This is a genomic window from Citrobacter koseri ATCC BAA-895 (assembly GCF_000018045.1).
GTDB classification, from domain to species: Bacteria; Pseudomonadota; Gammaproteobacteria; order Enterobacterales; family Enterobacteriaceae; genus Citrobacter_B; species Citrobacter_B koseri.
Window position 1 is genome coordinate 74,564 of record NC_009792.1, and the last position, 25,870, is coordinate 100,433.

The window sequence follows — 25,870 nt, forward strand, 5'->3', positions numbered from 1 at the left end:
AGTATTTATTTACTTGGCAAATGATGCCTTTTCATCTTTCTGATATTTAAGCCTAAAATCACTCACTATTTAAAAAACACCCGGTTACAACCTAAAAACCATTCATTGACATTTATAATAAAAATTCAACATACCTGAGTGATTCTTAGGTTCAATTTTTAGCAACCTGATATTTTCAATGTTGATTAATTCATTTTTTAATAAAAAGAGCTACGTTGTAGCAATGATACAAAACGGTGAACTCATGGTTAACAGTAACAAGGTATAACTATTCGTTACCTCGCGATTGTTAACACGCGAGCGCCCGTTTTTTTTCTATTTTTTTTGATAAAAATTAAATTTTGTTTGGCTTAATGACCACCAAATGACGTTCGCCTTCCAGCTGCGGGACACGCAGTTTAACCACGGACTCGACACTGAACGCCGCAGGCAGCGAGGCGATTTCCTCTTCCGGCAACTGACCCTTTAACGCATAAAAGCGGCCATTTTCCCCCGGCAGGTGGCGACACCAGCTCAACATGTCATCGAGAGAAGCGAATGCACGGCTGATCACGCCATCAAACGGCGGCTCAGAAGGGAACTCTTCGACGCGACTCTGCACTGGCGTAATATTTTCCAGCTTGAGTTCGTGCTGAACCTGGCGCAGAAAGCGTACCCGCTTGCCCAGGCTATCCAGCAGCGTGAAATGCGATTCAGGACGGACAATGGAGAGCGGGATCCCCGGCAGCCCCGGTCCCGTACCGACGTCAATAAAACGCTCCCCTTGCAGGTGCGGCGCCATAACGATGCTGTCCAGAATATGGCGTACCAGCATCTCGTTAGGATCCCGCACCGACGTCAGGTTGTAGGCTTTGTTCCATTTGTGCAGCATATCGACATACGCAATCAGCTGATTTTTCTGGTGATCGGTAAGCGAAATGCCTGCTTCATCCAGCAGACGGGAGAGTTTGTTAAGCACGGTCGTTACCTGTTAATAATCAAATGCCCGATGCGCTTTCGCTTATCGGGCCTACAAATTTGTAGGGCGGGCAAGCGAAGCGCCCCCGCCAAATTAGTGTTATCAAGCGCTGCGACGCAGCATTCCCTGTTTCTTCAGCCACACCAGCAAAATTGAAATCGCCGCGGGTGTAACACCGGAAATGCGCGACGCCTGACCGATAGAGACCGGTTTGTGATCGTTCAGCTTGGCGATAACTTCATTCGACAGACCAGAAACCTGGCGATAATCCAGCGTTGCAGGCAGCAATGTGTTCTCGTTACGCAGCTGTTTTTCGATCTCATCCTGCTGACGGGCGATATAGCCTTCGTATTTTACCTGAATCTCAACCTGCTCAGCGGCCTGCGCATCATCAAGACCCGGAGCGAACGGCGTCAGCGAAGTCAGCTGCGCGTAGGTCATTTCCGGGCGACGCAGCAGATCTTCGCCGCTGGCTTCACGCGACAGCGGCGCAGTCAGGTGAGCGTTCACTTCGCCGGCCGATTCCGCCGACGGCGTTACCCAGGTGGATTTCAGACGCTGACGTTCGCGTTCGATATTCTCCAGCTTCTCGTTGAAGCGCGCCCAGCGCTCATCATCCACCAGACCCAGCTCGCGGCCCATTTCGGTCAGACGCAGGTCGGCGTTATCTTCACGCAACATCAGGCGGTATTCCGCGCGGGAGGTAAACATGCGGTACGGTTCTTTGGTGCCCAGCGTGCAAAGATCGTCCACCAGCACGCCGAGGTAAGCCTGAGAACGCGCAGGCGCCCAGCCTTCTTTGTCCGCAGACAGACGGGCGGCGTTCAGACCGGCGAGCAAACCTTGCGCGGCCGCTTCTTCGTAACCTGTCGTCCCGTTGATTTGCCCAGCGAAGAACAATCCCTGGATAAATTTGCTCTCCAGCGTTGGTTTCAGGTCGCGCGGATCGAAGAAATCGTACTCAATGGCATAACCAGGACGCACGATTTTCGCGTTTTCCATCCCCTGCATTGAGCGGACGATCTGCATCTGCACATCGAACGGCAGGCTGGTGGAGATACCGTTCGGGTAAATTTCGTTAGAGGTCAGTCCTTCCGGTTCAAGGAAGATCTGATGCTGGTTGCGATCGGCAAAGCGCATGACTTTATCTTCGATCGACGGGCAGTAACGCGGGCCGATCCCTTCGATCACACCGGCATACATCGGACTGCGATCGAGGTTGTTGCGGATCACATCATGGGTTTTTTCGTTGGTATGCGTGATGTAGCACGGCACCTGCTGCGGATGCTGGGACGCGTTGCCCATGAAAGAGAACACAGGCATCGGGTTATCGCCGTGCTGCTGCGCCAGTACGCTAAAATCAATGGTGCGCGCATCAATACGCGGCGGCGTACCGGTTTTCAGACGGCTGACGCGCAGCGGAAGTTCACGCAGGCGACGAGACAGTGGAATGGATGGCGGATCGCCTGCACGGCCGCTGCTGTAGTTATCCAGACCAATATGAATTTTGCCGTCAAGGAAAGTCCCGACGGTGAGAACCACCGCTTTAGCCCGGAATTTCAGGCCCATCTGGGTAACTGCGCCCACGACGCGATCGTTTTCAACAATCAGATCTTCAACCGCCTGCTGGAAGATCATCAGGTTCGGCTGATTCTCCAGCGCAGTACGCACCGCCTGGCGATATAGCACGCGATCCGCCTGTGCGCGAGTCGCACGAACGGCCGGACCTTTGCTTGCGTTTAGTATCCTAAACTGGATACCCGCCTGGTCGATCGCTTTCGCCATCAGCCCGCCGAGCGCATCCACTTCTTTTACCAGGTGTCCCTTCCCAATACCGCCAATGGCCGGGTTGCAGCTCATTTGCCCCAGCGTGTCGATATTGTGTGTCAAAAGCAGGGTCTGTTGCCCCATACGCGCTGCGGCCATTGCGGCCTCAGTGCCTGCATGACCCCCGCCAATGATGATGACGTCAAAAGGATCCGGATAAAACATGGTAATTGCCTCGCATACGGCGGTGTGAAAGTGGATTGAAGCCCGGGTCGTGGATTCTACTCAACTTTAGCCGCTGGAGAAAGTCCCGGGATCCTGGGTATTAAAAAGAAGATCTTTTTATTTAGAGATCTGTTTTATTGTGATCTCTTATTAGGATCGCGATTGTCTGTGGATAACCAGGATCCGTTGAATAAGATCAACAAGTTGTTGAGGATCATTAGCTGTGAATGATCGGTGATCCTGGCCCGTATAAGCTGGGATCAGAATGAAGGGTTATGCACAACTCAAAAACTGAACACCGGTTGTTCTTTGGATAACTACTGGTTGATCCAAGCTTCTTACCAGAGTTATCCACACTCGATCGCACGATCTTTACACTATTTTGAGTAAATTAATCCAGGATCCCAGCCAAACCTCTGCCGGATCTTCAGGAATATCGTGTTCAAGGATGTTGATCTTGAGGGTTTCCCCGATCGGTTTTGCGCCTGATGTCTTGAGCGCGGCCTCTATTTTATCGATGGCGCCGCAGAATGTGTCATATTCACGACTTCCGATGCCGATGGCGCCGAAACGAACCTGAGAAAGATCGGGGTTCTGCGACTGAAGCGCTTCATAGAAAGGAGCAAGGTTATCCGGGATATCGCCCGCGCCATGCGTGGAACTGATAACCAGCCAGGTTCCTGACGCTGACAGATCCTCTAATAGCGGACCGTGCAAGGTTTCGGTTGAAAAACCTGCATCTTCCAGCTTTTCAGCCAGATGTTCTGCAACATATTCGGCACCGCCAAGGGTGCTGCCGCTGATAAGAGTAATGTCTGCCATACGAGCCCATCCTTATAAAGAGGGGCTATTGTACGCTGTGAGCGAGCTGGGATCTACCTGTGGAAAAATGTGGGATTAAAAAAGCCGATCACGGCCGGATAGTACGCATGATCGGGTTTTGCAGGGAGATCAATGTCTCGGTGGACTGAATTTCATCAATTGTTTGGATCTTGTTGATAAGTACCTGTTGCAGGGCGTCGATGGATCGACACATAACCTTAATAAAGATGCTGTAGTGGCCGGTGGTATAATACGCTTCGGTCACTTCGTCCAGGCTTTCGAGCTTCGCCAGCGCGGATGGGTAGTCTTTCGCGCTTTTTAAAATAATGCCGATAAAGCAGCAGACGTCGTATCCGAGCTGTTTTGGACTGACGTCAATCCGCGCGCCGGTAATGATCCCCGCCTGCTTCATTTTTTCTACGCGAACGTGAATCGTCCCCGGGCTGACGCTAAATTGTTTGGCCAGTTCAGCGTATGCCGTACGCGCATTTGCCATTAACGCTTCCAGGATGCCGCGATCCAGATTGTCGATCTGATAATTTTCCATAGGTTTTTCTTATGTAGATTAGTGATTCACTCTATTTTAGCGTCTTATTTTATCGAATCAAAAGTGAAGTCGGCTTTTTGTTTGTGGATTATTGAATATCACCCTCAATCTGTTGCTTAATCATAGGCAACAGGACGCAGGAGTATACAAAATGAAAACCGCTTACATCGCCAAACAACGTCAAATTAGCTTCGTGAAATCTCACTTCTCTCGTCAACTGGAGGAGCGTCTGGGTCTGATTGAAGTTCAGGCGCCGATCCTTAGCCGCGTAGGAGATGGCACGCAGGATAACTTGTCGGGCTGTGAAAAAGCGGTACAGGTAAAAGTGAAAGCGTTGCCGGATGCCCAGTTTGAAGTGGTGCATTCACTGGCAAAGTGGAAACGCCAGACGCTGGGACAACACGACTTCAGCGCGGGTGAAGGGCTGTACACGCACATGAAAGCCCTTCGCCCTGACGAAGACCGCCTCTCCCCGCTCCACTCCGTCTATGTCGACCAGTGGGACTGGGAACGCGTTATGGGCGACGGTGAGCGTCAATTCGCCACCCTGAAAAGCACGGTAGAGGCTATCTGGGAAGGCATTAAGGCAACCGAAGCCGCGGTAAGCAAAGAATTTGGTCTGGCACCGTTCCTGCCGGAGCAGATCCACTTTGTTCACAGCCAGGAGCTGCTGGCGCGTTACCCGGATCTGGATGCGAAAGGGCGCGAACGCGCGATCGCGAAAGAGCTTGGCGCCGTTTTCCTGGTCGGTATCGGCGGGAAGCTGAGTGACGGTAAACGCCACGACGTGCGTGCGCCGGATTATGATGACTGGAGTTCTGCTTCTGATCTGGGTCATGCTGGTCTGAACGGCGATATCCTGGTCTGGAACCCGGTACTGGAAGATGCGTTTGAGCTTTCCTCAATGGGGATCCGTGTCGACGCCGATGCGCTGAAACGCCAGCTTGCTCTGACCGGAGATGAAGATCGCCTGAGTCTGGAGTGGCACCAGGCGCTGCTGCGCGGCGAGATGCCGCAAACGATCGGCGGCGGTATTGGTCAGTCTCGCCTGACGATGCTGCTACTGCAACTGCCGCACATTGGTCAGGTTCAGTGTGGCGTGTGGCCTGCGCAGGTTCGTGAAAGCGTCGCTTCCCTGCTGTAATTCTTTAACGCCGCCAGCGTCGTAGCAGGCGGCTTCGCATCCCGGTATCAAAGCGCCAGATATGGTCGAAAATGCGCATGATGCCGGGTTTGCCATGTGCCGACATCGCCACCGCATGAAAACGGTGCTGGTGTACTCGCTGTAACTCCCCTACTTTATTCACAACATCGTCAGGTAAGCGCTGGGCGATAAAATCTGAAATGACTACCGCATCCGCATCAAACCATTCTCGCCCCTGCATCCGCTCAATGATGGCGCGAAAACAGCTGGCGATATCCGTGCCGCCGCGAAAGCGCTGGCTCAAAAAGCGGATGGCCTGCTCGATGCCTTCTGGACCAGACAGTTCATAGCGCACGACCTCTGTGGAAAACAGCATGATGAAGCAGCGACGGTTATCCGCCAGCGCGACGCGCATCAGCGCCAGGCAAAAGGCTTTCGCGCACTGCTCGTTAAATCCGCCCATTGAGCCGGAGGTGTCCACGCAAACAATGAATGGCCCGCGCGGCTGTTCGTCAAAATCCTGATGAACGACCGGGCGCTCAGTCACTTTCTCACGCCACGCTTCGCCGTGCAGACGGTACGTGAGTAGCTGTTTTTCCACCAGCCGTCGGTAGAATTCATATTCCAGTTCGGTAATGCCGAGCGTTGCCAGCTCAGGCGGCAGCAGGCGCAGAATGTCGTCGCTTTGCTGAATACCGTCAACCTGTTCTGGAACGGTCGCCGGTTCGCGCACCAGCGTACGAAATGTCTCCATCGGCGCATCTTTGCGCGGCACCGATTTGGCTTCCCGGGAGCGGCCTAACTGTTCCGCCAGGCGTTTCAGTTCGGGTTGTTCTGCCAGGAAGTCGCCATATTTTACGATCAACTGATAATCGCCGCGTTTGAGCTGCCCTGCGCTCATGTCCCACAGGCGGCCGGCTGCATGGTCATTTTCCGCCAGGACCGGCTCCAGTTGCCCACTGAGCGTCATGCGTTCCTGCACTTCACTTAGCAACTGCTCGCGCTCCTCTTCCAGCAACTGGTGATTTAAGGCCGTGGTTTGCACGATCAGGCTTAAACGCCAGCGTTGCAGAAAAAGCGTGTGCAGCGCTGGCGTAAAAGTAGCGTTACTGTCCACCAGTTGCTGGGCTTGCCCGGCATAGGGCGAATGTAGCCGGTGCAGCAACGCTAATATCTGCGGCAATTGCACAATAAACTGCGTTGTTCCGAGAAGCTGGCTTTGTTGATAGCACATCACCTCTTCCGTGAGTTCCGGCGGCACGCGCGCGTCTTTAAGACGGCTGCGCAGCGCTTCGCGCCAGCGGGGAAGATCGTCGGAAATGGCCCTCTTTAATCGGGGGAATTTCTCGAAGAAGATAGCCAACTGCGGGGAGGCCAGCAAAGTGAGGATAATCTCTTCGATAATCCCCTCTTCACTGACCGCCAGCATGACATTCAGCGTGTCCAGTGTCAGCATTGCTGCGCCTGGCGGATCTGCGCACCAACATCCTGTAGGCTGGCTTCAATACGACCTAACCAGTCGCTATGGATAAACAGACATTTTTGCTGTTCGCTGAACCGGCTGTGCTGCTGGTGCCATTCGCTGTCCAGCGCCTCAAGCTGCTGTTTGATTTCGCCGGGCATTCCCTCTTCTGAACTGCCCGGTAGCGCCAGACGGCTGCCCTGTAGGCTGACGTCGCGCACCACCAGATGCTGAGCGCTATCAACTTCCATATTCAGCGTCTGGGCAAAACCGATCCCGTTGAGTTTGCCGCGGATCTCTCCGCCTTTTGCCAGCCACTGCTCAAGGGCGCTGCGTTCAAAAGCGATATGAATGACTTCCATATCATGCAGTTTAAGCGGTTGTTGCAAAAGCAAGGTTAGCACTGGCGCGCTCGCCTCTGGCGGCAGATCGTAATGGGGACGGCGGCTGAACATTCCTCCCTGACGAACAACGGTAAAGGCTGTTTTATCGCTTTGCTGCTGTTGCAACTGAAGGCGACGTTGCACAATGCCGCCGAGGCGCGTCAGCATTGCCTGTTGCTGCCAGGCGTGCCCGGTCATCAATATTTCAAGCTGTTGCTGCATCAGATTCAGGCTTTGCGCGTCATACCACAGGCAATCTTTCAGCAGGATAAGATCGATTGGCGCTACGGCGTCGCGTCCGCTAAAGAATGCGCTGGCCTGTAACAGACGAATGGCTTTTTTCCAGCGACGGTCGGAGACATAGGGAGCGTCCGGCAGCGCATCAAGCTGCTGGCGCAGCGTGAAAATCAGTTCAAATACATGATCGGGCAGCGTAATGGCGGAAATATCCTTCTGCCACTGATAATACTCTTCATCAGTCACCTGTAATGAGGCTGGCACCGGGTTGTCGCTTTCGTCCTGCTGGCTTACCAGCATGGAGCGGAAATTCGCCTTATCCTGTACTTTATCCAGCCACAGACGAATGAGCATACGGTCGTATAACGCCTCCAGACTGCTGTCTGCTTCGGGAAGCTCGTTTGAGGCCGCCACCAGCAGGCGCATCGGAATTTTTTCTTCGTGCGCGCCGTTACGGAAATGGCGTTCGTTAATGGCGGTCAGCAGAGTGTTCAGGATTGCCGGGCCCGCTTTCCAGATCTCATCCAGAAAGACGATTTCCGCTTCAGGAAGATAACCCGTGGTCAGACGCTCATAGCGACCTTCATCTTTTAGCGCCTGAATGGAGAGAGGACCAAAAACCTCCTCGGGCGTGGAGAAACGCGTCATCAGATACTCAAAGGCGCGGGCGTGCTGAAAGGCGAACTTCAGACGACGGGCTATCAGGCTTTTGGCAATGCCTGGCGGGCCAAGTAAAAAGACGCTCTCACCGCTCAACGCTGCCAGCAGGCAAAGGCGAATGGCGTGGCTACGTTCATAAAGTCCCTTTTCCAGGGCGCTGCTCAGACGGGAAATTCTTTCCGCTAATAAATGTGGGTGAGCCATAATAAGGTGGCGTCCTTCCGCCAGATGTATCATGTTAACAGCGAGTATAGACGTTTCGCCACGAAGCAATAATAGACTGAAGCATCGTTTCTTTTTCTTTGCGCCAGGTTAATCTGACGTCGATTAGGGGTACGATTTTGCGATTAATCGTGCATACTGTGCGCCTTTTTTGTGGGCCAAGGGACTACGCACACATTTCATATATATACACTAAATCATTCAAACTGCATCAAGGTGGCAAAGGAGTGGATCCCCGGGAGCCTTGTCGTTTGAAAGATGCCATGTATAAACGAAAGACGAGTCTATGAGCACTGATAATAAACAATCATTGTCTGCGATCACTCTCGCAGCGATTGGGGTTGTCTATGGTGATATTGGTACCAGCCCACTTTATACACTTCGTGAATGCTTGTCCGGTCAGTTTGGTTTTGGTGTTGAACGTGATGCCGTATTTGGCTTTCTGTCGCTGATTTTCTGGCTGCTGATCTTTGTTGTTTCCATCAAGTATCTGACTTTTGTCATGCGCGCAGATAACGCCGGCGAGGGCGGGATTCTGACCTTAATGTCGCTAGCCGGGCGTAATACGTCGGCGAGAATGACGTCCACGCTGGTCATTATGGGGTTAATTGGCGGTAGTTTCTTCTACGGCGAAGTGGTGATTACACCCGCGATCTCAGTCATGTCGGCTATTGAAGGTCTGGAAATTGTGGCGCCGGAACTGGATACCTGGGTCGTCCCGCTTTCTATTATTGTGCTTACTCTGCTGTTTATGATTCAGAAACACGGAACGGGGATGGTCGGTAAGCTGTTTGCGCCGATTATGCTGACGTGGTTTTTGATTCTGGCCGGACTCGGCCTGCGCAGTATCATCGCTAACCCGGATGTGCTTCATGCCCTCAATCCCATGTGGGCGGCGAAATTCTTCCTTGAGTACAAAACGGTGTCGTTTATTGCGCTGGGCGCCGTGGTGCTTTCGATTACCGGGGTTGAGGCGCTGTATGCGGATATGGGGCATTTCGGCAAGCTGCCGATTCGTCTGGCCTGGTTCTCGGTTGTTCTTCCTTCATTAACGTTAAACTACTTTGGTCAGGGCGCATTGCTGCTCAAACACCCGGAAGCGATTAAGAACCCGTTCTTCCTGTTGGCGCCGGAGTGGGCGCTGATCCCGCTGCTGATTCTTGCCGCGCTGGCGACGGTTATCGCCTCTCAGGCGGTGATTTCCGGTGTCTTCTCGCTGACGCGCCAGGCGGTGCGGCTGGGATATTTATCGCCCATGCGCATTATCCACACCTCCGAAATGGAGTCCGGGCAGATCTATATTCCGTTCGTGAACTGGATGCTCTATTTTGCGGTGGTTATTGTTATTGTCAGCTTTGAGCGTTCCAGCAACCTGGCGGCGGCATACGGTATTGCCGTTACCGGTACGATGGTGCTGACCTCGATTCTTTCTACCACCGTGGCGCGTAAAAACTGGCACTGGAATAAGTATTTTGTCGCGCTGATCCTGGTGGCGTTCCTGTGCGTTGATGTTCCGCTGTTCTCGGCAAACCTCGACAAGCTGCTGTCGGGCGGCTGGTTGCCGCTGACGCTGGGGATCGTGATGTTCATCATTATGACGACCTGGAAGAGCGAGCGTTTCCGTCTGCTGCGTCGTATGCATGAGCACGGTAACTCCCTGGAAGCCCTGATCGCCTCGCTGGAGAAATCGCCTCCGGTACGCGTCCCCGGTACGGCGGTGTATATGTCCCGCGCGCTGAACGTCATTCCGTTTGCGTTGCTGCATAACCTCAAGCATAACAAGGTGCTGCATGAACGCGTGATTCTGCTGACGCTACGCACGGAAGACGCGCCATACGTACACAATGTTCGCCGGGTGCAGATTGAGCAACTGTCGCCAACCTTCTGGCGCGTGGTGGCCAGCTACGGTTGGCGCGAAACGCCGAACGTTGAGGAAGTGTTCCACCGCTGCGGGCTGGAAGGGCTGAGTTGCCGGATGATGGAAACCTCTTTCTTTATGTCGCATGAATCGCTGATCCTCGGCAAACGCCCGTGGTATTTGCGTTTGCGCGGCAAGCTCTATCTGCTGTTGCAGCGTAATGCGCTGCGTGCGCCGGATCAGTTTGAAATCCCGCCGAACCGGGTTATCGAACTGGGAACGCAGGTCGAGATTTAAGCCTTTTAAAGTGCCGGGCGGCGCAGCGCCGCTGGGCAATTATCCCCGTCGCATTTCACTTAGCGAAACGTTTCGACCCCGATCACAATTCCGTTACGTCATGATGGTTTTCTGCTCACTTCCGGGAGTAAACTTATTACCAGCGAAACGTTTCGCTAGTGGGGAAAGAAAATGAAGAAAGGCGCGGTACTTAATTCTGATATTTCATCGGTCATCTCCCGTCTGGGGCATACTGATACGCTGGTAGTGTGTGACGCAGGTTTACCTGTTCCATCCAGTACAACGCGTATCGATATGGCGTTAACCCAGGGCGTACCTTCTTTTATGCAGGTACTGGATGTCGTGACCCGTGAAATGCAGGTTGAGGCGGCTATTCTCGCGACGGAAATCAAAGAACATAATCCGCAACTCCACGAAACGTTGCTCAGCCATATTGAGCAACTGCAACAACACCAGGGAAACACCATAGAAATTCGTTACACCACGCATGAACATTTTAAAAAACTAACCGCAGACAGTCAGGCGGTGATTCGCAGCGGGGAGTGCTCCCCGTATGCGAATGTTATTCTCTGTGCCGGCGTCACGTTCTGAGGCCATCATGGACGCATTACTGCAACTCAAAGGGATCGATAAAGCGTTCCCGGGCGTGAAAGCGCTATCTGGCGCCGCGTTAAATGTCTATCCAGGCCGCGTAATGGCGCTGGTGGGCGAAAATGGCGCGGGCAAATCCACCATGATGAAAGTCCTGACCGGTATCTATACCCGTGATGCGGGATCGTTATTGTGGCTGGGTAAAGAAACGACCTTCAATGGCCCAAAATCCTCGCAGGAAGCCGGGATTGGCATCATTCACCAGGAACTGAACCTGATCCCACAGCTCACGATTGCCGAGAATATCTTTCTGGGGCGTGAGTTTGTAAATCGCTTTGGCAAAATCGACTGGAAAAAGATGTATGCCGAAGCGGATGTTCTGCTTGCCAGACTTAACCTGCGCTTCAAAAGCGACAGGCTGGTGGGCGAACTCTCTATCGGCGATCAGCAGATGGTCGAAATCGCCAAGGTACTGAGCTTCGAATCCCGAGTCATCATTATGGATGAACCCACGGATGCGCTCACTGATACCGAAACGGAATCGCTGTTCCGCGTCATCCGCGAGTTGAAATCGCAGGGGCGCGGCATTGTCTATATCTCCCACCGCATGAAAGAGATCTTCGAAATTTGCGATGACGTGACGGTTTTCCGCGACGGGCAGTTTATTGCCGAGCGTGAAGTGGCATCGCTGACCGAAGATTCGCTGATTGAAATGATGGTCGGACGTAAGCTTGAAGATCAGTACCCGCGTCTGGATAAAGCGCCAGGCGAGGTACGCCTGAAAGTCGATAACCTGTGCGGTCCCGGCGTTAATAATGTCTCCTTTACTCTGCGCAAAGGGGAAATTCTGGGGATCTCCGGTTTGATGGGCGCCGGGCGTACGGAACTGATGAAAGTGCTGTACGGCGCGCTGCCGCGCACCAGCGGTTACGTCACGCTCGACGGGCATGAAGTGATTACCCGTTCACCGCAGGATGGCCTGGCTAACGGTATTGTTTATATCTCTGAAGACCGTAAACGCGACGGCTTAGTGCTCGGCATGTCGGTAAAAGAGAATATGTCGCTCACCGCGCTGCGTTATTTCAGCCGCGCTGGCGGCAACCTGAAACATAAAGATGAACAGCAGGCGGTGAGTGACTTTATCCGTCTGTTCAATGTGAAAACGCCGTCGATGGAGCAGGCTATCGGGTTGCTCTCTGGCGGCAATCAGCAGAAAGTCGCCATTGCGCGTGGACTGATGACCCGCCCCAAAGTGCTGATCCTCGATGAGCCAACCCGCGGTGTGGACGTTGGCGCGAAAAAAGAAATTTATCAGCTTATCAACCAGTTTAAGGCCGATGGTCTGAGCATCATTCTGGTCTCATCTGAGATGCCAGAAGTATTGGGTATGAGCGATCGCATTATCGTCATGCATGAAGGGCATCTCGGCGGTGAATTCACTCGCGAGCAGGCCACCCAGGAAGTGTTAATGGCTGCCGCTGTGGGCAAGCTTAATCGCGTGAATCAGGAGTAAAAAAGATGACTATCCAGGCTGTTTCTGGTCGCCGTTATTTCACTAAAGCGTGGCTGATGGAGCAGAAATCGCTCATCGCTCTGCTGGTGCTGATCGCGATTGTTTCTACCATGAGTCCCAACTTTTTTACCGTTAATAACCTGTTTAACATTCTCCAGCAAACGTCCGTCAACGCCATCATGGCCGTTGGGATGACGCTGGTTATCCTGACGTCAGGCATCGATCTGTCCGTTGGTTCCCTGCTGGCGCTTACCGGCGCGGTTGCCGCTTCAATTGTAGGGATTGAAGTGAATGCGCTGGTGGCCGTTGCGGCGGCGCTGGCGTTAGGCGCCGCCATTGGCGCGGTGACCGGCGTGATCGTGGCAAAAGGTCGCGTGCAGGCGTTTATCGCCACGCTGGTGATGATGCTTCTGCTGCGCGGCGTCACGATGGTGTACACCAACGGAAGCCCGGTGAATACCGGCTTTACGGATAACGCCGATCTCTTCGGCTGGTTCGGGATTGGCCGCCCGCTGGGCGTTCCGACGCCGGTCTGGATTATGGGCATCGTCTTCCTGGCGGCGTGGTACATGCTGCATCATACTCGCCTGGGTCGCTATATCTATGCGCTGGGCGGCAACGAAGCGGCAACGCGTCTGTCGGGTATCAGCGTCAGTAAAGTCAAAATCATCGTCTATTCGCTTTGTGGTCTGCTGGCCTCGCTGGCGGGCATCATCGAAGTGGCTCGTCTTTCCTCCGCGCAGCCAACGGCGGGTACGGGTTATGAGCTGGATGCCATCGCAGCGGTTGTGTTAGGCGGCACCAGCCTGGCGGGCGGTAAAGGGCGCATTGTTGGGACATTGATCGGCGCATTGATTCTCGGTTTCCTTAATAATGGTTTGAATTTGTTAGGTGTTTCCTCCTATTACCAGATGATCGTCAAAGCGGTGGTGATTTTGCTGGCGGTACTGGTAGACAACAAAAAGCAGTAACAACGACTACAGGACATCTTAAATATGAACATGAAAAAACTGGCTACCCTGGTTTCTGCTGTTGCGCTGAGCGCCACCGTGAGCGCGAATGCGATGGCGAAAGACACCATTGCTCTGGTGATCTCCACGCTCAACAACCCGTTCTTTGTCACCCTGAAAGAGGGGGCGCAGAAAGAAGCGGATAAACTGGGCTATAACCTGGTCGTGCTGGACTCCCAGAACAACCCGGCGAAAGAGCTGGCTAACGTTCAGGATTTAACCGTTCGCGGCACTAAAATTCTGCTGATCAACCCAACCGATTCCGACGCGGTAGGCAACGCGGTTAAGATGGCTAACCAGGCGAAGATTCCGGTTATCACCCTTGATCGCCAGGCAACCAAAGGCGACGTTGTCAGCCACATTGCTTCCGATAACGTGCTGGGCGGCAAAATCGCCGGTGATTACATTGCGAAGAAAGCAGGTGAAGGCGCGAAAGTGATTGAACTGCAAGGCATCGCCGGAACATCCGCAGCGCGTGAGCGTGGCGAAGGCTTCCAGCAGGCCGTTGCGGCACACAAATTTAATGTACTGGCCAGCCAGCCTGCTGACTTTGACCGCACCAAAGGTCTGAACGTCATGCAGAACCTGCTGACTGCGCATCCTGATGTGCAGGCGGTATTCGCACAGAACGACGAAATGGCGCTGGGTGCGCTGCGCGCTCTGCAAACCGCAGGTAAATCTGATGTGATGGTGGTTGGATTTGATGGTACGCCGGATGGCGAGAAGGCGGTAAATGATGGCAAACTGGCTGCGACGATCGCTCAGTTGCCGGATCAGATTGGCGCTAAAGGCGTTGAAACCGCTGATAAAGTACTGAAAGGCGAGAAAGTTCAGGCCAAATATCCGGTTGACCTGAAACTTGTCATCAAGCAGTAATAACGGCTCAGGCCGTTCGCGGTCTGATGGCGACATAAATACGCCATCCTCAGAGAGTTGTTTGAAGATGAAAGCGTAAAAAGAAAAGCAGGGCACGCGCCACCCTAACCCGGTGGCGCACTTTACTGGACATCCCGAACATGAAAACCGCAGGCAACCTTGTCGTCCTTGGCAGTATTAATGCCGATCACATCCTCAACCTCGAATCTTTTCCTGCGCCAGGCGAAACCGTAACGGGCACCCAATATCAGGTGGCATTCGGCGGTAAAGGCGCGAATCAGGCGGTGGCCGCAGGGCGCAGCGGCGCAAATATCGCGTTTATTGCCTGTACTGGCGATGACGATATTGGCGAGAGCGTGCGTAAACAGTTAGCCAGCGATAACATTGATATTGTTCCGGTCAGCGTGATTAACGGGGAATCTACCGGAGTCGCGCTGATTTTTGTTAATGGCGAAGGGGAAAATGTCATCGGCATTCATGCTGGCGCCAATGCCGCATTGTCGCCAGCGCTGGTGGAAGCGCAACGCGAGCGTATCGCCGGGGCTTCTGCGCTATTGATGCAACTCGAGTCGCCGATTGAAAGCGTGCTGGCGGCGGCAAAAATTGCGCATCAGAACAACACTACCGTTGCGCTTAACCCGGCTCCGGCGCGTGAACTGTCTGATGAGCTGCTGGCGCTGGTGGACATCATTACGCCAAATGAAACCGAAGCGGAAAAGCTCACGGGAATTCGCGTCGAAAGTGATGAAGATGCCGCTAAAGCAGCGCAGGTGCTGCATGATAAAGGCATTCATACCGTACTGATTACGTTAGGCAGCCGCGGCGTGTGGGCCAGCGTGAAGGGCGAAGGCCGTCGTGTGCCGGGGTTTAAAGTGAACGCCGTTGATACGATAGCCGCCGGGGATACTTTTAATGGTGCGTTAGTTACCGCCTTACTGGAAGAGACGCCGCTGCCGGAGGCCATTCGCTTTGCCCATGCCGCTGCTGCGATTGCGGTGACACGCAAAGGTGCGCAACCTTCTGTTCCGTGGCGTGAAGAGATAGAGGCGTTTTTAGGTCAGCAGAGGTAACGTTTGGCTACAATGAAGGATGTTGCCCGTCTGGCGGGCGTTTCCACTTCAACTGTTTCGCACGTTATTAATAAAGATCGCTTTGTCAGTGAAGCTATCACCGGGAAAGTGGAAGCGGCGATTAAAGAGTTAAACTACGCGCCTTCAGCGTTGGCGCGTAGCCTGAAATTAAATCAGACCCGCACAATCGGCATGCTGATCACTGCCAGTACCAATCCTTTTTATTCAGAACTGGTGCGCGGCGTTGAACGTAGCTGCTTTGAGCGGGGCTACAGCCTGGTATTGTGTAATACCGAAGGCGATGAGCAGCGAATGAACCGCAATCTGGAAACGTTGATGCAAAAGCGGGTCGATGGCCTATTGCTGCTCTGTACGGAGACGCATCAACCCTCCCGGGAGATCATGCAGCGTTATCCCTCTATTCCTACCGTGATGATGGACTGGTCGCCCTTTGATGACGAAGGGGATTGCGATCTGATCCAGGACAACTCCCTTCTGGGCGGCGATTTAGCGACGCAATACCTGATTGATAAAGGTTTTACCCGAATAGCCTGCATTACCGGCCCGCTGGACAAAACGCCCGCGCGTTTGCGGCTGGAAGGGTATCGGGAGGCCATGAAACGCGCGGGGCTGGAAATTCCTGAAGGGTATGAGATCACAGGAGATTTCGAGTTTGGCGGCGGATTTGAAACCATGCAAATGCTGCTGTCCCATAAACAACGCCCACAGGCGGTATTTGCCGGCAATGATGCAATGGCCGTCGGTGCGTATCAGGCGCTTTATCAGGTAGGGTTGCGCATCCCGCAGGATATGGCGGTGATTGGCTATGATGATATTGAACTGGCGCGCTACATGACGCCGCCGCTGACGACGATTCATCAACCGAAAGATGAACTGGGTGAGTTGGCCATCGACGTGTTGATTCACCGTATGGCACAACCCACGCTACAACAGCAGCGTTTGCAACTTACTCCTGTTCTGATGGCGCGGGGGGCGGTTTAGGTTTGTGCCGTTCTTTGATCAGATTGCGGCCATCTTTGGCTTTCAGCAACATGAACATCAGCGCGGATACCACCGTAATAGCGCCCATCGTAATAAAGGTATAGTGGAACTGTTCAACCGTATTGGTTCCCTCAATCCCTTCATAGAGACGCAATACGGCAGCGCTGATCGCTACCCCTAAACTGATGGAAAGCTGCTGCGTGACGGCCAGCAGACTGTTGCCGCTGCTGGCGTTATCATCGGTCAGGTCCGCAAGGGTGATGGTGTTCATGGCGGTAAACTGCGTGGACATCGCCATACCCAGAACAAACAGCGGCAGAATCAACATCCATACCGGCATGGCGGGGGATTGCAAAGAGAACTGCGCAATCATCAGGCCAATAAATACCGTAATGCCGACCAGCGTCGTCTTGTACCCCAGTTTGCGCAGCACCTGAGTGACCGCTGATTTCGCCAGAATAGAACCCAGCGCAGTCGGGGCCATCATGCAGCCGGCTATCAGCGCCGGGTATCCAAATCCTACCTGTATCATCAGCGGCATCAGGAAGGGAACGCATCCCGTTCCCAGACGCGTGGCGAGGTTTCCTGCTATCCCAACGGAGAACGTGCGCGTTCTGAACAGCGAAAGTGAAATCAACGGCGTTGGGTGTCGACGCGCATGGCGAATATAGGCCAGCAGCAGCACGATACTGCTCAGAATAATGGTTAATGCTATCCAGGTTGCGACGATCTTCTCGCCGAAAAGCTCCATTCCGCTGGAGAACAGCACCAGACTCAAACCAAAGAGGAAGAAGCCGGTCATGTCGAAACGGCGTCGCGGCGTGGTGAAGTTTGGCATGTACTTACGGGCATACAGGATACCGACAATGCCAATGGGAATATTAATCAGGAAGATCCAGTGCCAGCTTGCCCATGTCACCAGTATGCCCCCCAATACCGGGCCGAGGATGGGGCCGACCAGGCCTGGCATCGTCACGAAATTCAGAACCGGAAGCAGTTCACTTCGGGGGTAAGCGCGTAATAATGCCAGACGGGCGACCGGCATCATCATTGCGCCGCCGATCCCCTGCACCACGCGGAAGACAACCAATTCAGCTAATGAGCCAGAAAGCGCGCATGCCAGCGAGCCGAGCGTAAACAGACTGACGGCAATAATAAAGACGCGACGGGTGCCAAAGCGATCGGCCAGCCATCCGCTTACCGGAATCAGCATCGCGACCGTCAGGGTATAACTGATAATAGCGGACTGCATGGCAAGAGGAGAACGGTTGAGGCTGTGCGCGATAGCGGGTAGAGCGGTATTAAGAATGGTAGCATCCAGCGCCTGCATAAAAAAAGCCATAGCCGCTATCCACGGCAACCCGGCCATACTGCGCGCTTTTTTCTCTGACATTCGGTATCCCGTTACTTGTCCGGTTGTTCGTTCGGCGCTATCAACAATGCCTGGCACGCTTTAAAGGCGCGATCGCCATCACTGTCGGCTATGGCATCTACAATAGCCTGGTGTAAATCCAGCTTCACCACATCGTTATAGGTAATAGAGGTGAAGTAGGTGTGATAGACCGAATGGAACAGCGAGGCAAAAGAGATTAAGAACGGATTCGCGCTCATTTCATAAATATGCTCATGCCACGCCATATCGACTTCAATCCAGCGTTCGCGTCTGAAGTTCTTCTTCAACGCCACCATCTCTTCCATTAAGGTATTCAGATGCGCTTTCTGTTCCGCTGATCCGATCGTCGCTGCCAGTGAACATGCCTGCGGTTCGAGACTGATACGCATCACCAGAAAATGATTAATAACCTGATGGAAGTTTTCTTCTGTCATCCACCAGGTGAGCAGTTCCTGATCGAGGAAGTTCCAGTTTGCCTGCGGCATAACCCGCGTACCAATACGAGGACGGGGCAACACCATGCCTTTTGCTGTTAGCGTCTTCACTGCCTCACGTACCGCCGTGCGACTCACGCCAAATTGCTCGCCCAGTTCGATTTCTCCGGGAAGAATGGTGCCGGGCGCGTATTCACCCTTTAAGATTCGCTGCGCCAGCTTCTCAGCCAGAACGTAGGAAAGATTTTTCTGTGCAGCTAACTGTTGTGCGCTTAAAGGCATAAATGTTTGTCCTTTCTCTTTTCTTATTCATTAGTATGCCATCAGGAAGTGTGATTAAGGTTGTAAAAACGGCAAATTGCTTATTTTATGGCATGTTAATAGTGGTTTTGCTTAAAAAAAAAGCAGTCGGAAAATAATTTTAAATTTCCCCTTGTCAGGCCGGAATAACTCCCTATAATGCGCCTCCACTGACACGGAACAACGGCACACAGGCCGCCGGGTCAGCGGGGTTCAGCGATGAACGCCGGCAGAGAAAAGCAAAAATAAATGCTTGACTCTCAAGCGGGAAAGCGTATTATGCACACCCCGCGCCGCTGAGAAAAAGCGAAGCGGCACTGCTCTTTAACAATTTATCAGACAATCTGTGTGGGCACTCAAAGTGACATGGATTCTTAATGTCTTCGGACAATAAATGAATACCAAGTCTCTGAGTGAACACGTAATTCATTACGAAGTTTAATTCACGAGCATCAAACTTAAATTGAAGAGTTTGATCATGGCTCAGATTGAACGCTGGCGGCAGGCCTAACACATGCAAGTCGAACGGTAACAGGAAGCAGCTTGCTGCTTTGCTGACGAGTGGCGGACGGGTGAGTAATGTCTGGGAAACTGCCTGATGGAGGGGGATAACTACTGGAAACGGTAGCTAATACCGCATAACGTCGCAAGACCAAAGAGGGGGACCTTCGGGCCTCTTGCCATCAGATGTGCCCAGATGGGATTAGCTAGTTGGTGGGGTAACGGCTCACCAAGGCGACGATCCCTAGCTGGTCTGAGAGGATGACCAGCCACACTGGAACTGAGACACGGTCCAGACTCCTACGGGAGGCAGCAGTGGGGAATATTGCACAATGGGCGCAAGCCTGATGCAGCCATGCCGCGTGTATGAAGAAGGCCTTCGGGTTGTAAAGTACTTTCAGCGGGGAGGAAGGTGTTGTGGTTAATAACCGCAGCAATTGACGTTACCCGCAGAAGAAGCACCGGCTAACTCCGTGCCAGCAGCCGCGGTAATACGGAGGGTGCAAGCGTTAATCGGAATTACTGGGCGTAAAGCGCACGCAGGCGGTCTGTTAAGTCAGATGTGAAATCCCCGGGCTCAACCTGGGAACTGCATCTGATACTGGCAGGCTTGAGTCTCGTAGAGGGGGGTAGAATTCCAGGTGTAGCGGTGAAATGCGTAGAGATCTGGAGGAATACCGGTGGCGAAGGCGGCCCCCTGGACGAAGACTGACGCTCAGGTGCGAAAGCGTGGGGAGCAAACAGGATTAGATACCCTGGTAGTCCACGCCGTAAACGATGTCGACTTGGAGGTTGTGCCCTTGAGGCGTGGCTTCCGGAGCTAACGCGTTAAGTCGACCGCCTGGGGAGTACGGCCGCAAGGTTAAAACTCAAATGAATTGACGGGGGCCCGCACAAGCGGTGGAGCATGTGGTTTAATTCGATGCAACGCGAAGAACCTTACCTGGTCTTGACATCCACGGAAGTTTTCAGAGATGAGAATGTGCCTTCGGGAGCCGTGAGACAGGTGCTGCATGGCTGTCGTCAGCTCGTGTTGTGAAATGTTGGGTTAAGTCCCGCAACGAGCGCAACCCTTATCCTTTGTTGCCAGCGGTTAGGCCGGGAACTCAAAGGAGACTGCCAGTGATAAACTGGAGGAAGGTGGGGATGACGTCAAGTCATCATGGCCCTTACGACCAGGGCTACACACGTGCTACAATGGCATATACAAAGAGAAGCGACCTCGCGAGAGCAAGCGGACCTCATAAAGTATGTCGTAGTCCGGATTGGAGTCTGCAACTCGACTCCATGAAGTCGGAATCGCTAGTAATCGTGGATCAGAATGCCACGGTGAATACGTTCCCGGGCCTTGTACACACCGCCCGTCACACCATGGGAGTGGGTTGCAAAAGAAGTAGGTAGCTTAACCTTCGGGAGGGCGCTTACCACTTTGTGATTCATGACTGGGGTGAAGTCGTAACAAGGTAACCGTAGGGGAACCTGCGGTTGGATCACCTCCTTACCTGAAAGAACCTGCCTTTGCAGTGCCCACACAGATTGTCTGATGAAAAGAAAGAAGCAAGGCGTCTTGCGATTGAGACTTCAGTGTCCCCTTCGTCTAGAGGCCCAGGACACCGCCCTTTCACGGCGGTAACAGGGGTTCGAATCCCCTAGGGGACGCCACTTGCTGGTTCGTGAGTGAAAGTCACCTGCCTTAATATCTCAAAACTCATCTTCGGGTGACGTTTGAGATATTTGCTCTTTAAAAATCTGGATCAAGCTGAAAATTGAAACGACACACGTAAAGTGTGTATGAGTCTCTCAAATTTTCGCAACACGAAGTGTTTCACGAAACATCTTCGGGTTGTGAGGTTAAGCGACCAAGCGTACACGGTGGATGCCCTGGCAGTCAGAGGCGATGAAGGACGTGCTAATCTGCGAAAAGCGCCGGCGAGGTGATATGAACCCTTGACCCGGCGATGTCCGAATGGGGAAACCCAGTGTGATTCGTCACACTATCGTTAGCTGAATACATAGGCTAACGAGGCGAACCGGGGGAACTGAAACATCTAAGTACCCCGAGGAAAAGAAATCAACCGAGATTCCCCCAGTAGCGGCGAGCGAACGGGGAGGAGCCCAGAGCCTGAATCAGCTTGTGTGTTAGTGGAAGCGTCTGGAAAGTCGCACGGTACAGGGTGAAAGTCCCGTACACGAAAACGCACAGGCTGTGAGCTCGATGAGTAGGGCGGGACACGTGGTATCCTGTCTGAATATGGGGGGACCATCCTCCAAGGCTAAATACTCCTGACTGACCGATAGTGAACCAGTACCGTGAGGGAAAGGCGAAAAGAACCCCGGCGAGGGGAGTGAAAAAGAACCTGAAACCGTGTACGTACAAGCAGTGGGAGCCTCTTTATGGGGTGACTGCGTACCTTTTGTATAATGGGTCAGCGACTTATATTCTGTAGCAAGGTTAACCGAATAGGGGAGCCGAAGGGAAACCGAGTCTTAACTGGGCGTTAAGTTGCAGGGTATAGACCCGAAACCCGGTGATCTAGCCATGGGCAGGTTGAAGGTTGGGTAACACTAACTGGAGGACCGAACCGACTAATGTTGAAAAATTAGCGGATGACCTGTGGCTGGGGGTGAAAGGCCAATCAAACCGGGAGATAGCTGGTTCTCCCCGAAAGCTATTTAGGTAGCGCCTCGTGAACTCATCTCCGGGGGTAGAGCACTGTTTCGGCTAGGGGGCCATCCCGGCTTACCAACCCGATGCAAACTGCGAATACCGGAGAATGTTATCACGGGAGACACACGGCGGGTGCTAACGTCCGTCGTGAAGAGGGAAACAACCCAGACCGCCAGCTAAGGTCCCAAAGTCATGGTTAAGTGGGAAACGATGTGGGAAGGCCCAGACAGCCAGGATGTTGGCTTAGAAGCAGCCATCATTTAAAGAAAGCGTAATAGCTCACTGGTCGAGTCGGCCTGCGCGGAAGATGTAACGGGGCTAAACCATGCACCGAAGCTGCGGCAGCGACACTATGTGTTGTTGGGTAGGGGAGCGTTCTGTAAGCCGTTGAAGGTGTGCTGTGAGGCATGCTGGAGGTATCAGAAGTGCGAATGCTGACATAAGTAACGATAAAGCGGGTGAAAAGCCCGCTCGCCGGAAGACCAAGGGTTCCTGTCCAACGTTAATCGGGGCAGGGTGAGTCGACCCCTAAGGCGAGGCCGAAAGGCGTAGTCGATGGGAAACAGGTTAATATTCCTGTACTTGGTGTTACTGCGAAGGGGGGACGGAGAAGGCTATGTCGGCCGGGCGACGGTTGTCCCGGTTTAAGCGTGTAGGTGTGTGCTCCAGGCAAATCCGGTGCACTTTAACACTGAGGCGTGATGACGAGGCACTACGGTGCTGAAGTGACAAATGCCCTGCTTCCAGGAAAAGCCTCTAAGCATCAGGTAACACGAAATCGTACCCCAAACCGACACAGGTGGTCAGGTAGAGAATACCAAGGCGCTTGAGAGAACTCGGGTGAAGGAACTAGGCAAAATGGTGCCGTAACTTCGGGAGAAGGCACGCTGATATGTAGGTGAAGTGGTTTACCCATGGAGCTGAAATCAGTCGAAGATACCAGCTGGCTGCAACTGTTTATTAAAAACACAGCACTGTGCAAACACGAAAGTGGACGTATACGGTGTGACGCCTGCCCGGTGCCGGAAGGTTAATTGATGGGGTTATCCTCGCGGAGAAGCTCTTGATCGAAGCCCCGGTAAACGGCGGCCGTAACTATAACGGTCCTAAGGTAGCGAAATTCCTTGTCGGGTAAGTTCCGACCTGCACGAATGGCGTAATGATGGCCAGGCTGTCTCCACCCGAGACTCAGTGAAATTGAACTCGCTGTGAAGATGCAGTGTACCCGCGGCAAGACGGAAAGACCCCGTGAACCTTTACTATAGCTTGACACTGAACACTGGTCCTTGATGTGTAGGATAGGTGGGAGGCTTTGAAGTGTGGACGCCAGTCTGCATGGAGCCGCCCTTGAAATACCACCCTTTAATGGCTGGTGTTCTAACGTGGGCCCGTAATCCGGGTTGCGGACAGTGTCTGGTGGGTAGTTTGACTGGGGCGGTCTCCTCCTAAAGAGTAACGGAGGAGCACGAAGGTCAGCTAATCCTGGTCGGACATCAGGAGGTTAGTGCAATGGCATAAGCTGGCTTGACTGCGAGCGTGACGGCGCGAGCAGGTGCGAAAGCAGGTCATAGTGATCCGGTGGTTCTGAATGGAAGGGCCATCGCTCAACGGATAAAAGGTACTCCGGGGATAACAGGCTGATACCGCCCAAGAGTTCATATCGACGGCGGTGTTTGGCACCTCGATGTCGGCTCATCACATCCTGGGGCTGAAGTAGGTCCCAAGGGTATGGCTGTTCGCCATTTAAAGTGGTACGCGAGCTGGGTTTAGAACGTCGTGAGACAGTTCGGTCCCTATCTGCCGTGGGCGCTGGAGAACTGAGGGGGGCTGCTCCTAGTACGAGAGGACCGGAGTGGACGCATCACTGGTGTTCGGGTTGTCATGCCAATGGCACTGCCCGGTAGCTAAATGCGGAAGAGATAAGTGCTGAAAGCATCTAAGCACGAAACTTGCCCCGAGATGAGTTCTCCCTGACTCCTTGAGAGTCCTGAAGGAACGTTGAAGACGACGACGTTGATAGGCCGGGTGTGTAAGCGCAGCGATGCGTTGAGCTAACCGGTACTAATGAACCGTGAGGCTTAACCTTACAACGCCGAAGGTGTTTTGGCGGACTGAGAGACGATTTTCAGCCTGATTACAGATTAGTGTTTAATGCGAGAGGCATTAGACGAACAGAATTTGCCTGGCGGCCGTAGCGCGGTGGTCCCACCTGACCCCATGCCGAACTCAGAAGTGAAACGCCGTAGCGCCGATGGTAGTGTGGGGTCTCCCCATGCGAGAGTAGGGAACTGCCAGGCATCAAATAAAGCAGTAAGCTGATGTGAAATCAGTGGATGTAGAAAAATTCGGTGGAGCGGTAGTTCAGTTGGTTAGAATACCTGCCTGTCACGCAGGGGGTCGCGGGTTCGAGTCCCGTCCGTTCCGCCACCCTAATTAGGGGCGTAGTTCAATTGGTAGAGCACCGGTCTCCAAAACCGGGTGTTGGGAGTTCGAGTCTCTCCGCCCCTGCCAGAAAATTATCCTTAGCATTTGCTAAGGATTTTTTTTGCCTGAAAAACGGCCCCCGGCATATCCATTCAACACCTTTCCTGGCATCCTTGCCATTGCTGTCCCTTTAATCTTCCAGGACGTTTGTTTTTAACAGATCGCGGATCAACGTATGTTTATCGCTATTTTGTAGCCATATTGCATATAACGGGCGTGAAAGCGTAGCGCTGTCGGCAACGGTATGAAGCCCGCCTTTTTCTTTGGCCCAGCCAACAGGAAGCCAACTGCATCCATTAAGAGCAGACAGTTGCTGTCTCGCCAGTTCAGCTGAACTGGTGGTAAGAACGGGAACCTCATCGCTCGCAATCAAACCCACTTCATGCTGTTGAAAATCAGGCCCCCACTCAAGACGCAGATAATTTAATTCATCTTTCATCTGTGATGGGCTGCTGCAATACAATGCGAGTGTGAAATGTCCCAGCAATTGGCTGCTAAACTCATCCATTTTTGGCGCTTCGGTGGTAATGAGCAGATCAAGCTGACGTTCATGGAGTTGCTTTACTAACGACTGGCGTTGAGCGATCCTGGCTTCAAATTGCAGACTGGCTTGCGGCTCCAGAGACTGATATAAGCGTGCCAGCCAGCCATTGAGCATGCACTCCCACAGAGAAGCGCTGGCACCGATAGAAAACTCATTATGCCGCGATGTATGCGCCACTTCCTTACGTGCCGCCTGCCACGTATTCATCAGCGTTTCTGCATAGGGTAGTAGCTTTTCACCTGCTGCGGTTAAGCGGATATTGTTTCTGTGCCGGGTGAACAGGTTCACACCAAGCTGATTTTCCAGTTGTCTTATCCGAAAACTGACCGCCGATTGGGTCAGGTAGAGCGCTTCTGCCGCTCGTCCAAAGTGGCGTGTCCGGCTAACTTCCAGGAAAGTTTTTAACAATTCCGTATCCACAACGCTCTCCACAAAATTATTTGTCGTAATGATTTAAATCTTTTGTTTTACACTCTGTCAAGCGTAACTAATACTCCGCGCCATAAATAGCTCGGCCAAAGAATTAGGAGCGTGCAGGATGGCGGAAAGCTTTACGACGACTAATCGATATTTCGACAACAAATATTATCCACGCGGATTCTCTCGTCATGGTGATTTCACCATCAAAGAGGCACAACTGCTTGAACGTCATGGTTATGCCTTCAATGAGCTGGATCTGGGGAAACGTGAGCCAGTAACCGAAGAAGAGAGACTGTTTGTCGCGGTATGCCGTGGCGAACGTGAGCCGGTGACAGAAGCAGAACGCGTCTGGTCTAAATATATGACGCGTATTAAGCGTCCAAAACGTTTCCACACTCTGTCTGGCGGTAAACCGCAGATGGAAGGTGCGGAAGACTACACCGAATCTGACGATTAATAAAAAAAGGGCGAAATGCCCTTTT

At 53.0% G+C, this 25,870-nt stretch carries 18 protein-coding genes, 3 tRNA genes and 3 rRNA genes; 15 read left to right on the forward strand and 9 right to left on the reverse strand.

From position 1 onward, the window contains the following. Positions 1 to 334: 334 nt before the first annotated feature. The 4 genes from rsmG to asnC form a co-directional block, all read right to left on the reverse strand. Positions 335 to 958, reverse strand: a complete 624-nt coding sequence (gene rsmG / locus CKO_RS00355; protein WP_012131097.1) for a 16S rRNA (guanine(527)-N(7))-methyltransferase RsmG — start codon at positions 956 to 958, stop codon at positions 335 to 337. A gap of 102 nt (positions 959 to 1,060) precedes the next feature. Beyond that, complete coding sequence (mnmG, locus tag CKO_RS00360; protein ID WP_012131098.1) at positions 1,061 to 2,950, reverse strand: tRNA uridine-5-carboxymethylaminomethyl(34) synthesis enzyme MnmG; 1,890 nt, start codon at positions 2,948 to 2,950, stop codon at positions 1,061 to 1,063. Between the two features lie 372 nt (positions 2,951 to 3,322). Further along, on the reverse strand, positions 3,323 to 3,772 hold the full coding sequence (gene mioC / locus CKO_RS00365; RefSeq protein WP_012131099.1) for an FMN-binding protein MioC: 450 nt from the start codon (positions 3,770 to 3,772) through the stop codon (positions 3,323 to 3,325). Between the two features lie 88 nt (positions 3,773 to 3,860). Further along, the gene (gene asnC, locus CKO_RS00370) at positions 3,861 to 4,319 is read right to left on the reverse strand and encodes a transcriptional regulator AsnC (protein WP_012131100.1); all 459 of its coding nucleotides are present in this window, start codon (positions 4,317 to 4,319) and stop codon (positions 3,861 to 3,863) included. Positions 4,320 to 4,470: 151 nt separating this feature from the next. Here asnC and asnA point away from each other — a divergent pair, with 151 nt between their 5' ends. Continuing rightward, complete coding sequence (gene asnA / locus CKO_RS00375; protein WP_024130086.1) at positions 4,471 to 5,463, forward strand: aspartate--ammonia ligase; 993 nt, start codon at positions 4,471 to 4,473, stop codon at positions 5,461 to 5,463. 4 nt (positions 5,464 to 5,467) lie between these two features. Here the strand turns inward: asnA and viaA are convergent, their stop codons facing one another. Further along, on the reverse strand, positions 5,468 to 6,919 hold the full coding sequence (gene viaA, locus CKO_RS00380; RefSeq protein WP_012131102.1) for an ATPase RavA stimulator ViaA: 1,452 nt from the start codon (positions 6,917 to 6,919) through the stop codon (positions 5,468 to 5,470). Continuing rightward, positions 6,913 to 8,409: an ATPase RavA gene (ravA, locus tag CKO_RS00385; RefSeq protein WP_024130087.1), complete on the reverse strand. Its 1,497-nt coding sequence runs from the start codon at positions 8,407 to 8,409 to the stop codon at positions 6,913 to 6,915. Before ravA ends, viaA begins: the two co-directional genes overlap by 7 nt. A 304-nt stretch (positions 8,410 to 8,713) precedes the next feature. On the opposite strand from ravA, the gene kup reads away from it, so the two are divergent. From kup to rbsR, 7 genes are all read left to right on the forward strand, one after another. Next, positions 8,714 to 10,582, forward strand: a complete 1,869-nt coding sequence (kup, locus tag CKO_RS00390; protein ID WP_012131104.1) for a low affinity potassium transporter Kup — start codon at positions 8,714 to 8,716, stop codon at positions 10,580 to 10,582. 171 nt (positions 10,583 to 10,753) lie between these two features. Beyond that, a complete protein-coding gene (gene rbsD / locus CKO_RS00395; RefSeq protein ID WP_024130088.1) occupies positions 10,754 to 11,173 on the forward strand; it encodes a D-ribose pyranase in 420 nt (139 codons plus the stop codon). 7 nt (positions 11,174 to 11,180) lie between these two features. Then, positions 11,181 to 12,686: a ribose ABC transporter ATP-binding protein RbsA gene (gene rbsA, locus CKO_RS00400; RefSeq protein ID WP_012131106.1), complete on the forward strand. Its 1,506-nt coding sequence runs from the start codon at positions 11,181 to 11,183 to the stop codon at positions 12,684 to 12,686. Between the two features lie 5 nt (positions 12,687 to 12,691). After that, positions 12,692 to 13,657: a ribose ABC transporter permease gene (rbsC, locus tag CKO_RS00405; RefSeq protein WP_012131107.1), complete on the forward strand. Its 966-nt coding sequence runs from the start codon at positions 12,692 to 12,694 to the stop codon at positions 13,655 to 13,657. A 24-nt stretch (positions 13,658 to 13,681) separates the two neighbouring features. Beyond that, the gene (gene rbsB / locus CKO_RS00410; RefSeq protein ID WP_012131108.1) at positions 13,682 to 14,572 is read left to right on the forward strand and encodes a ribose ABC transporter substrate-binding protein RbsB; all 891 of its coding nucleotides are present in this window, start codon (positions 13,682 to 13,684) and stop codon (positions 14,570 to 14,572) included. Positions 14,573 to 14,712: 140 nt separating this feature from the next. Beyond that, complete coding sequence (gene rbsK, locus CKO_RS00415; protein WP_012131109.1) at positions 14,713 to 15,642, forward strand: ribokinase; 930 nt, start codon at positions 14,713 to 14,715, stop codon at positions 15,640 to 15,642. A gap of 3 nt (positions 15,643 to 15,645) precedes the next feature. After that, a complete protein-coding gene (gene rbsR, locus CKO_RS00420; protein ID WP_024130089.1) occupies positions 15,646 to 16,644 on the forward strand; it encodes a ribose operon transcriptional repressor RbsR in 999 nt (332 codons plus the stop codon). On the opposite strand, the gene mdtD is transcribed toward rbsR, so the two are convergent. Then, entirely contained in the window at positions 16,610 to 18,037 is a 1,428-nt protein-coding gene (gene mdtD, locus CKO_RS00425) for a multidrug transporter subunit MdtD (RefSeq protein WP_012131111.1), read from the reverse strand. The two genes, rbsR and mdtD, sit on opposite strands and share 35 nt — an antisense overlap. Positions 18,038 to 18,048: 11 nt before the next feature. After that, entirely contained in the window at positions 18,049 to 18,753 is a 705-nt protein-coding gene (locus CKO_RS00430; RefSeq protein ID WP_012131112.1) for a FadR/GntR family transcriptional regulator, read from the reverse strand. A gap of 478 nt (positions 18,754 to 19,231) precedes the next feature. Between CKO_RS00430 and CKO_RS00440 the strand changes: the two genes are divergently transcribed. From CKO_RS00440 to CKO_RS00465, 6 genes are all read left to right on the forward strand, one after another. Then, positions 19,232 to 20,773 (forward strand): 16S ribosomal RNA (locus CKO_RS00440). A gap of 85 nt (positions 20,774 to 20,858) precedes the next feature. Next, a tRNA-Glu gene (locus CKO_RS00445) sits at positions 20,859 to 20,934 on the forward strand. Between the two features lie 187 nt (positions 20,935 to 21,121). Next, positions 21,122 to 24,026 (forward strand): 23S ribosomal RNA (locus tag CKO_RS00450). A gap of 95 nt (positions 24,027 to 24,121) precedes the next feature. Then, positions 24,122 to 24,237: ribosomal RNA gene (rrf, locus tag CKO_RS00455) — 5S ribosomal RNA — on the forward strand. Together the 16S, 23S and 5S rRNA genes with 3 tRNA genes alongside form the textbook arrangement of a ribosomal RNA operon. Positions 24,238 to 24,290: 53 nt before the next feature. Beyond that, positions 24,291 to 24,367: transfer RNA gene (locus CKO_RS00460), tRNA-Asp, on the forward strand. An 8-nt stretch (positions 24,368 to 24,375) separates the two neighbouring features. Beyond that, positions 24,376 to 24,451, forward strand: a tRNA-Trp gene (locus CKO_RS00465). A 103-nt stretch (positions 24,452 to 24,554) separates the two neighbouring features. Here the strand turns inward: CKO_RS00465 and hdfR are convergent. Continuing rightward, positions 24,555 to 25,400 carry an HTH-type transcriptional regulator HdfR gene (gene hdfR, locus CKO_RS00470; protein ID WP_012131114.1) on the reverse strand — a complete coding sequence of 282 codons (846 nt, stop codon included), beginning with the start codon at positions 25,398 to 25,400 and terminating at the stop codon, positions 24,555 to 24,557. A 106-nt stretch (positions 25,401 to 25,506) separates the two neighbouring features. Here hdfR and maoP point away from each other — a divergent pair, with 106 nt between their 5' ends. Further along, positions 25,507 to 25,845, forward strand: a complete 339-nt coding sequence (gene maoP / locus CKO_RS00475) for a macrodomain Ori organization protein MaoP (RefSeq protein ID WP_012131115.1) — start codon at positions 25,507 to 25,509, stop codon at positions 25,843 to 25,845. The last annotated feature ends 25 nt before the right edge of the window (positions 25,846 to 25,870 follow it).

What these genes read in the sequence shown, in the direction of transcription:
- asnC (WP_012131100.1), bottom strand. Translation starts at nt 4,319, where the DNA reads ATGGAAAATTATCAGATCGACAATCTGGATCGCGGCATCCTGGAAGCG.
- CKO_RS00430 (WP_012131112.1), bottom strand. Translation starts at nt 18,753, where the DNA reads ATGCCTTTAAGCGCACAACAGTTAGCTGCACAGAAAAATCTTTCCTAC.
- mioC (WP_012131099.1), bottom strand. Translation starts at nt 3,772, where the DNA reads ATGGCAGACATTACTCTTATCAGCGGCAGCACCCTTGGCGGTGCCGAA.
- kup (WP_012131104.1), top strand. Translation starts at nt 8,714, where the DNA reads ATGAGCACTGATAATAAACAATCATTGTCTGCGATCACTCTCGCAGCG.
- rbsD (WP_024130088.1), top strand. Translation starts at nt 10,754, where the DNA reads ATGAAGAAAGGCGCGGTACTTAATTCTGATATTTCATCGGTCATCTCC.
- ravA (WP_024130087.1), bottom strand. Translation starts at nt 8,409, where the DNA reads ATGGCTCACCCACATTTATTAGCGGAAAGAATTTCCCGTCTGAGCAGC.
- mdtD (WP_012131111.1), bottom strand. Translation starts at nt 18,037, where the DNA reads ATGTCAGAGAAAAAAGCGCGCAGTATGGCCGGGTTGCCGTGGATAGCG.
- maoP (WP_012131115.1), top strand. Translation starts at nt 25,507, where the DNA reads ATGGCGGAAAGCTTTACGACGACTAATCGATATTTCGACAACAAATAT.
- asnA (WP_024130086.1), top strand. Translation starts at nt 4,471, where the DNA reads ATGAAAACCGCTTACATCGCCAAACAACGTCAAATTAGCTTCGTGAAA.
- rbsC (WP_012131107.1), top strand. Translation starts at nt 12,692, where the DNA reads ATGACTATCCAGGCTGTTTCTGGTCGCCGTTATTTCACTAAAGCGTGG.
- viaA (WP_012131102.1), bottom strand. Translation starts at nt 6,919, where the DNA reads ATGCTGACACTGGACACGCTGAATGTCATGCTGGCGGTCAGTGAAGAG.
- rbsA (WP_012131106.1), top strand. Translation starts at nt 11,181, where the DNA reads ATGGACGCATTACTGCAACTCAAAGGGATCGATAAAGCGTTCCCGGGC.
- rbsB (WP_012131108.1), top strand. Translation starts at nt 13,682, where the DNA reads ATGAACATGAAAAAACTGGCTACCCTGGTTTCTGCTGTTGCGCTGAGC.
- mnmG (WP_012131098.1), bottom strand. Translation starts at nt 2,950, where the DNA reads ATGTTTTATCCGGATCCTTTTGACGTCATCATCATTGGCGGGGGTCAT.
- rbsK (WP_012131109.1), top strand. Translation starts at nt 14,713, where the DNA reads ATGAAAACCGCAGGCAACCTTGTCGTCCTTGGCAGTATTAATGCCGAT.